7 protein-coding genes and 1 tRNA gene are annotated in these 8,513 nt (G+C 58.8%); all 8 read right to left on the bottom strand.

The genetic code is table 11. The features are described from left to right. Positions 1-153: 153 nt before the first annotated feature. The 8 genes from M0P56_RS11480 to M0P56_RS11445 all read right to left on the bottom strand — a co-directional run bounded on the left by M0P56_RS11480 (position 154) and on the right by M0P56_RS11445 (position 8,349). Positions 154-230: transfer RNA gene (locus M0P56_RS11480), tRNA-Met, on the bottom strand. 158 nt (positions 231-388) lie between these two features. Then, positions 389-1,432: a L,D-transpeptidase family protein gene (locus M0P56_RS11475; RefSeq protein WP_291510157.1), complete on the bottom strand. Its 1,044-nt coding sequence runs from the start codon at positions 1,430-1,432 to the stop codon at positions 389-391. Continuing rightward, positions 1,429-1,587, bottom strand: a complete 159-nt coding sequence (locus tag M0P56_RS11470) for a hypothetical protein (protein WP_291510164.1) — start codon at positions 1,585-1,587, stop codon at positions 1,429-1,431. Before M0P56_RS11470 ends, M0P56_RS11475 begins: the two co-directional genes overlap by 4 nt. 79 nt (positions 1,588-1,666) lie before the next feature. Continuing rightward, positions 1,667-2,932, bottom strand: a complete 1,266-nt coding sequence (serS, locus tag M0P56_RS11465; RefSeq protein WP_291510156.1) for a serine--tRNA ligase — start codon at positions 2,930-2,932, stop codon at positions 1,667-1,669. Beyond that, positions 2,925-4,256 (bottom strand): replication-associated recombination protein A, encoded by a 1,332-nt coding sequence (locus M0P56_RS11460; protein ID WP_291510155.1) that lies wholly within the window; start codon positions 4,254-4,256, stop codon positions 2,925-2,927. The genes serS and M0P56_RS11460 overlap by 8 nt, the downstream gene beginning before the upstream one ends. 27 nt (positions 4,257-4,283) lie before the next feature. Further along, a complete protein-coding gene (locus M0P56_RS11455) occupies positions 4,284-5,357 on the bottom strand; it encodes an OmpP1/FadL family transporter (RefSeq protein WP_291510154.1) in 1,074 nt (357 codons plus the stop codon). An 18-nt stretch (positions 5,358-5,375) separates the two neighbouring features. Beyond that, positions 5,376-6,068, bottom strand: coding sequence for an outer membrane lipoprotein chaperone LolA (gene lolA, locus M0P56_RS11450; protein ID WP_291510153.1), 693 nt, complete (start codon positions 6,066-6,068; stop codon positions 5,376-5,378). Beyond that, positions 6,040-8,349 (bottom strand): DNA translocase FtsK, encoded by a 2,310-nt coding sequence (locus tag M0P56_RS11445; protein WP_291510152.1) that lies wholly within the window; start codon positions 8,347-8,349, stop codon positions 6,040-6,042. The genes lolA and M0P56_RS11445 overlap by 29 nt, the downstream gene beginning before the upstream one ends. Positions 8,350-8,513: the final 164 nt, after the last annotated feature.

Here is an 8,513-nt window from a genome sequence, read left to right as displayed (position 1 = left end):
AGGATCAAACTCTCTCGTTCAATCCATCTTAAAACAATACTGCTCAGGGTATCTATCAGCACCTAAGCACTGATAATACCCCTGGGCCTAAACCCCACACATCTCCACTCGGCTGGGAAAGAACAATACCACGTAACCACGTACTGCGAATCTTGGTAGCGGGGGTAGGATTTGAACCTACGACCTTCGGGTTATGAGCCCGACGAGCTGCCAAGCTGCTCCACCCCGCAACAGGGTTTGTAACTATATCAGGCGATCTACTTTACTGTCAACACCCAATGTATTTGCTGCTCTCTCTGGGTCCTCTGCCCCGCCGAGAGGACGAACTATACACGGGGGTATGGGGGCACGCAAGCGCTTTTTTTGCCCCCGGAGAGGAAGCGCCTGTTCAGGGCGCTGGGGTGGCGATGGGGGTCGGCGCAGGTGGCGGCGTCGCGGTATTGGCATTCTCACCATAGGGCGCAAAATCATAGGGCTGGGCAGGCAATTGGGCGACCTCCGCGGACAGAGTAGGGGCGTTGATATTGATGGCCGTGGGTATGGTATTGGGCTTTTCTACCAGATCGATGACTTGCTGCCAGTTAATCGTCCAGCTTTGCTGAACCTGCTTTTCAAAAAGACTGATAGCATCGACCGCGCGTTGTTGCGCGTTGCCGCCTTTGTTATAGGCTTCTATGGGTGCAAAACTTTGCAGGTAGAGCTGGCCGTTGCCACTCGTCCCGACAATATATGGCTGATCTATGGTCGTCACCGGCGTGTTCACCTTTACCATTTTAAAGAGCTGGACTTCGTTTTCAGGATAGACGTGGAAGCAACCATGGCTGACCCGCATGCCCACCCCCCAAGGCTTATTGGTACCATGAATGAAAATCTGCGACCAACCCGTTTCCAGCGCCAGTTCACCCATGGGGTTGTCAGGGCCGGCGGGAAAGAACGCGGGTATGGGTTCTCCGGCCTTGGCGTGTTCCTCCTGTATGTTTTTGGGTACTGTCCAGGTGGGATTCCTGACTTTGGCAATGATGCGTGTGCTGCCCAGCGGATTCGGCCATTTTGGCCGGAAAATGCCTACCGGATAGGTATAAACCACGTTCTGACCCGCGGGGAAATAAAACAGTCGGCGCTCCGGGATATTGATGATGATCCCCGTCCAGGGTTTGGGGGGAAGAATATATTGGGTGGGAACCAGCACATGGGTTCCGGCGCCGGGAAGCCAGGGATCGACACCGGGGTTCGCGGCGCGGATTTCGTTATAGCCAACATCGTAATGGCGGGCAATGTCGAGCAGGGTATCCTGATGCCGGGCGATGACCACCTGAAGTTGGCCGACCATGTTGCTGCCGGCAGCGGGCAGGGGAAACTCCGCGGCAAAGGCAGTGCTGGAAAGCAGCATCGAACAACTGGCAAGAAGACTGGGGATAATGGGATATTTCATGGTGCAGTATTTTCCTGGACTTGTTGAATATGGGTAAGATCGATCTCGACATTACCGTCGGACCGGCGCAGACGCAGCCATTCCCTGCCCTGCGCAGTCCAAACGTCGAGAACAATGCCGGCTTGCCATGTGCCATCCGCCATGTGCAAACGCATTGGACGACGCTGCATCGCGGCCAACTCTAAGGCGCTGTGCAGTGCACAACTCACGGGTTCGTAAGCCGAATGCACGGGCTCAGGCCTTAACGACGCCCATCCCGCCGAGGTAGGGACGCAAGGCGGCGGGAATCCGGACACTGCCATCGGCCTGTTGATGATTTTCCAGAAGCGCAACCAGGGTGCGGCCGATGGCAAGGCCAGAGCCATTGAGGGTATGGGCGAGCTGAGGCTTACCATCTTCCGCGCGATAGCGTAACTGCAGGCGACGTGCCTGAAAGCTTTCGAAATTGCTGCAGGAGCTGATTTCCCGGTACTGATTCTGGCCCGGCAGCCAGACTTCCAGGTCATAGGTCTTGGCAGCGCTGAAGCCTAAATCTCCCGCGCAGAGGGCTACCACCCGGTAGGGCAGCTCCAGAAGTTGCAATACCTTTTCGGCATGGGCGGTAAGTGTTTCGTGGGCCTGAGCGGAATCTTCGGGACGAACGATCTGCACCAACTCCACCTTGTCGAACTGATGCTGGCGGATCATGCCACGGGTGTCGCGCCCATAAGCTCCCGCTTCGCGCCGAAAACAGGGAGTATAGGCACAGAAGCGTTGCGGCAGGGTGCCGACAATCTCACCGCGCAGAAGATTGGTAAGCGGCACTTCGGCAGTGGGAATCAGGTAATAGGGGTCGTCCCTTAAAGCGAAAAGGTCTTCTTCGAATTTGGGGAGCTGCCCAACGCCGAAGAGGGAGTCAGCGTTGGCGAGAAAGGGCGGCGCAATTTCGCAGTAGCCGTGTTCCGTCGTATGCAAATCCAGCATGAATTGCGTCAGGGCGCGCTCCAGACGGGCACCGAGGCCACGCAACACCACAAAGCGGGCGCCAGCGAGGCGGGCGCCCGCCTCGAAATCAATAATACCCAAGTCCTCGCCCAGATCGACATGGTCGTGAGGAGGGAAATCGAAGGCGCGGGGCGTGCCCCAGTGACGCAACACCACATTGTCACTTTCATCGCGGCCATCGGGCACTGAATCCTGCGGGATATTGGGCAGGCTGCTAGTCAGGTTCTCCCATTCGGCAAGGATGCCTTCCTGGGATTGTTCCAGGGTCCTGATTTCCTCGCCGTGCTGCGCCGCCGCGGCCTGCATCGCGCTGGTATCGAGCCCCTGACGGCGCGCCTGACCGATCTGTCTGGAGGCTTCATTGCGGGCGTTGCGCACTTCTTCAAGCTGAATCTGCAGGGTTTTGCGCTGCTGGTCGAGGGTTCTCAGGGCCGTCACATCCAGAGTGAAGTGACGGCGGGCGAGGCCTGCGGCTACTTTTTCTGGTCCGTTGCGCAGCAAGCTGGGATCAAGCATGGGGTTTCTTCTCTCGGACAGGTTGACGATGAGCATTTATCCAGCGTAAACGCTCCTGAATACGGGTTTCCAGGCCGCGGTCGCTGGGGTCATAAAAATGGGTCTGACGCAGGCCGGGGGGCAAATAATGCTGCTCCGGGGCGATGGCATCGGGATAGTCGTGATCGTATTGATATTCCTTGCCGTAATCCAGTGTTTTGAGCAGTTTCGTGGGCGCATTGCGCAGATGGAGGGGCACTTCTGCACTACCACCGGCCTTGACCGCGGCGCACACAGCATTCCAGGCATCGTAGATGCGGTTACTTTTGGGGCAGCTTGCGAGATAGACCGTGGCTTGCGCGAGGGCCAGCTCCCCCTCGGGCGAGCCGAGAAAGGCGTAGGCGTCCTTGGCGGCGAGGGCCATATCTAGAGCCCGCGGGTCAGCGAGGCCGACATCTTCAGAAGCCATGCGCACCAGACGGCGGGCGAGGTACAAGGGATCGGCACCCCCATCGAGCATTCGCGCCAGCCAGTAGAGGGCCGCATCGGGGTCGGAACCGCGCAGCGACTTGTGAAAAGCGGAAATTTCGTCGTAAAAAGCTTCACCACCCTTGTCGAAGCGTCGCCAGGATTGACCGCTGGCTGCGGCGACGATTTCGGCAGTGATCTGTGTGTTACCCGCCCGCACCGGGGCCAGTTGTACAGCGAGGTCGAGCAGATTGAGGAGACGACGGGCATCGCCGTCGGCAGCAGTCAGCAAACCCTTGCGTACTTCCGGGGACATCTCTATCGCCCGGTTACCCAGACCGAGCACACTATCAGCAAGTGCGTGATCAAGCACCGTGCCGAGTTCTTCATCACTCAGCGCCTTGAGAACGTAGACGCGCGCCCGGGATAGCAGGGCGTTGACCAGGGCGAAGCTGGGGTTTTCCGTCGTCGCGCCGATGAGGGTCACGACGCCTTCTTCCACATGGGGCAGCAGGGCGTCCTGCTGGCTTTTGTTGAAGCGATGAATTTCATCAATGAAGAGGACCGTGCCCTGGCCCAGGGACTGGGCGGCCTCGGCGCTGCTGACGGCGGCACGGATTTCTCGTACTCCGCTGTTGACGGCAGACAGAATCTGGAAGTGCTGGCGAGCAGCATGGGCGAGGAGTTGCGCCAAGGTGGTTTTGCCACTGCCCGGCGGACCCCAGAGAATCATGGAGTGCAGATGCCCGGCCTGCACCATGGTCCGCAACGGACCTCCCTTGCCGAGCAGATGGTTCTGCCCGACGTAGGCGCCCAGCGTCTGGGGACGCATACGGGCCGCCAACGGGCGAGGGTCGCTACCGGACAATGCTGCCATAGGCGTTCTGCTCGGGCAGCCTATCCCTTAAAAGTCCCGGGAAATGGCGGCGCCAAAGTTGAGGGTGCTGGCTTTGTAGTTACCACCATAGATAGGATTGTCGGAGGTCGTAGATCCGGAAAGGGCATAAGAAGCACCCAAATCATAGTGCCAAGCACCAACGCCAATACCCAGTCCAAAGGCGGCCAGATTACTGCTCGTGCCAGGTACTGCCGCATTTATGCTGGCGCCATTAGTAGGACTACCTTCGTGAGCCAAACCACCGCGGAACTCCAGATTCTGGTTCAGATGATAGCTGAGCCCGATACGATAGGCCATGGAGGATTTCCAGCCGAGGCTACCATAGCCGGGTAACTGGGCGTTACTCCAGTCATTCCAGTCCACATCCAATTCAGTGGCAAAGCGCGGGGTGAAGCGATAGCGGACACCTGCCTGCACGCGACTGGGGAGGTCAATACTGCCGCCGCCTGAAGAAATGTTGGCCGTCGAGCGGTAACTGAGTCCCGCATTGAGGCGCTCCGTGGTGTAGAAAAGCCCGACGTTACCGCCGACACCCCCACCATTGCCGGAGTGAGGGCCAAAGGTTGCACTGAGCGTCTGGTAATAATCCAGACCCACCCCAACGCTCAGATTAGGCAGCAGCAAGTAGGCAACACCCGGATTCACATCAATGATCCGCAAGTCATTCTTCAACGGCAGGGATTGTGTGGGAAAAGTCCCGGCAGGCCAGGTGTTGTTGATATTGAAGGGCGAAGTGATACCGAGACCGACCGCCAGCGGGAGGTCATTAAAACGATGGGTCACAAAGAGATTGGGCAGAATCTGCAGATTGCTGCTGGCGTCGTAAGTAACATTGCTGTTATTCACTGTGTAAGTAGGGCGCATCGCGAGTATATCCAGGCCCACCCGAGTACCCGGGAAGAAGACCATGTCCGCAGGATTGTCGGCAAAGCTACTGACGGGCCCGCCATCGGCTACCGTGGCGCCTGCTTCCGAAAGTCCCACCACGGAGGTCGGCGCGGCAAAACCTGCGGCATGGGATTGCGCAGCCACTAACAGGCCGAGGGTAACAAGGGCGAGGCGGGTCTTCAAAGCCGACATACAGTACTCCAGAAAAAATTATTGCGAGAGAACATCCACACCGGCCGGCGGAGTGAACTGGAACTCCTGCGCCGAAATGGGGTGATTGATTTTAATATGCTCAAAGCGGAGGACGGTCTGTTGCTGAAACGCATCTTCCATGCGCATCTGGCGCAGTGCGCCCTGCGCATCAAAACCCATGCGCAGAGCCGTGAAGCCTTGATCCTGACCCGTTCTGGGATGGAGCAGGAGCCAGTGGAGACCGTCTTTTTGACCTAGGTCAGCAATCTTGAAGCGCTGGCGGAGGTCATCGCTGCCAGCGATCAGCGCCGCAGGGGTCGATCCGAGGGCTTTGCCGAGAGGTTGTACCGTGGCCTGTTCCAGAGCGGGTTCGTAGAGCCAGACCTTCTCACCGTTGGATACAATGGTTTGCCCGTTGTTACCGCTATAGTCCCATCGAAATTTGCCGGGGCGGGAAATCCACAGCTTACCACTGGTACGCTTGACGATCTGGCCGTCATGGTTGGTTACTTCCTGATTGAACTGGGCCGTGATGGTATGGGTTTTCTGGAAAAAATCCTGCAGCATCGCCAGACCCGTGGCGGCGGCCGCGTACTGGATACCGCCCAAAATCAGCAGCGCCACCAAAAACCAGCGAGCCAAACGTAAGACCGGTAATGGGCCGCGCGTAAAGCGCAAATAGTCAGTCCCGACCGGGCGGTGCTGCTGCATAGATTTCTCTGCTCCCGTTACTTTGCAAGGGACCGACCACACCAACCCGCTCCATCTCTTCGATCATGCGGGCGGCCCGATTATAGCCCACCTTGAGTTGCCGCTGCACGTAAGAGATGCTCGCTTTGCGACTGCTGGTAACGATGGCTACCGCCTGATCATAGAGGGGATCAGCATCTTCCTCGCCTTCGCCCTCCATGCCCTCACCATCGCCACTGTCGTTGCCCTGCAAAATACGCTCGTCGTACTGTGGCGCGCCTAACTGACGCAGGGACTCTACTACACGATGAACTTCCTCATCGCTGACAAAGGCCCCATGCACCCGCAACGGATAACCGGAGCCGGGCGGCAGATAAAGCATGTCACCCTGGCCCAGCAAGGTTTCCGCCCCCATCTGATCGAGAATGGTACGCGAGTCGATACGCGACGAAACCTGAAAGGCAATGCGGGTGGGGACGTTGGCCTTGATCAGGCCGGTGATGACATCCACTGATGGACGCTGTGTCGCCATAATGAGGTGCAGGCCGGCAGCGCGCGCTTTCTGGGCTAGGCGGGTAATCAAGGTTTCCACCTGTTTACCGACCACCATCATCAGGTCCGCGAACTCATCAATGATCACCACGATAGCAGGCAGCACACTCAGCGCGACGGGCTCGCCATCCATATCTTTATCCGGACCCGGCAGGGGATGTCCCGAAGCCACCGCGTCCCGCACTTTCTGATTATATCCGGCTAGATTGCGCACTCCGGCAAAGGCCATGAGCTTATAGCGCCGCTCCATCTCCGCCACGCACCAGCGCAAGGCGTTCGCGGCCTCCTTCATATCCGTTACCACCGGCGCCAGCAGATGGGGGATGCCCTCATAGATGGACAACTCCAACATCTTGGGGTCCACCATAATCAGACGGACGTCGTCAGCAGTCGCCTTAAAGAGAATACTGAGAATCATGGCATTGACGCCCACAGACTTGCCGGCGCCGGTGGTTCCGGCCACCAGCAGATGGGGCATCTTCGCCAGATCGGCGGACACCGGCTGACCACCGATATCCTGCCCCAGTGCCAGCGTTAGATGGCTTTTGCTCTGGGTAAAACTGTGACTGGAAAGCACCTCGGAGAGACGCACCGTGCGCCGCTTGAGGTTCGGCACCTCGATGCCCATGGTGGCCTTACCGGGAATGGCTTCTACCACACGTACCCGCGCCGCCAGCACGCGCGAAAGGTCTTTACTGAGACCGGCGATCTGGCTGACTTTGACCCCCGGTGCCGGCTCTATTTCAAAACGGGTAATCACTGGTCCGGGATGGGCCGCCACCACGGTTGCCTGCACCCCGAAGTCGGCCAGCTTTTCTTCCAGCATGCGCGACTGCTGCACCAGCACTTCGGGCTGCAACTGTGAACCAGGGTCTTCCGCATCTGCCGGATCGAGCAAGGCAAGATCGGGAAGACCATCAGCGCGCGGCGGCCCTACGGGTGCGGGCAATGGTAACTGTCGACTACTTTTAACGGCAGCGCCAGCCGATACTGCTCCGCGCTTTTTGGTGGAGAAGAAGCTCGGTGCTGCTGCCGGGGATGGCTTTTGCGCTGCGGGCCCAGGCGCCGTAACCGACACCGCTTGGGCTGGTACACGCCGTCGCAAAGGCCAGCGCAGGCGCCAGTGTGGTCGCGGCAAGGAGAAATGCAGGGCGCTGATATATGCCGCCATAGCGCGCGGTCCCAGGCCGGTGAGCAGAAACACACCGAGAACAAACAGCGCCAGAAATAGCAATGCACTACCACCCACACCAATGAAAGGTTGAGTAAGGACACCGATTTCCTGACCGAGAATGCCGCCCGCGCCGGCCCCGGCAACAGGCCACCAGTCCGCTGGCCAAGTCAGCGCGAGGAAGCTGCTCAGACCCAGCGCGATGGCGACAGCCCCCAGAGGCGCCGCCCAGCGGCCGGGATGCTGACGAAACCAGCGCCGCCACGTCTGCCAGACCCACGCTCCCAGCGCAACCGGGAGGAGCCAGGCGATCATGCCAAAAATCTGTACCAGAAAATCAGCGAGATAGGCACCAGTTTCGCCGCCCCAATTATGCACCGGGCCACCCTTGCCACTATTAAACCAACTGGGATCGGCCGGGTGAAAACTGAGCAGGGACATCGCCATAAAGGTCGCCACCGCAATCAGCACCAGCAACAGCGCCTCGCGGCGCCATGGTTTGGCGCGCGATAGTTGAACCGGCTTTGCAGGGGCAGCAGGCCGGGAGCCTCGAGACGCATTACGGGCAGCAGAACTCATGCTGGCACGCTAAACGACCCCTGCACGGGTGTCAAGGAGATGCCAAAGAAGAAAGGCAAAGAAATGCCATTGTTAGCAGCTTCTAATGGATCAGATGCAGGCGTTCATTTCACGATTCCCGATGCCACCTCCCTGTGGAAGGCGGGGACAACAGCGCGGGAATG

Origin of the sequence: Acidithiobacillus sp., assembly GCF_023229925.1 — a bacterium.
Taxonomy (GTDB): domain Bacteria; phylum Pseudomonadota; class Gammaproteobacteria; order Acidithiobacillales; family Acidithiobacillaceae; genus Acidithiobacillus.
This window is presented reverse-complemented; position numbering and strand designations above follow the sequence as displayed.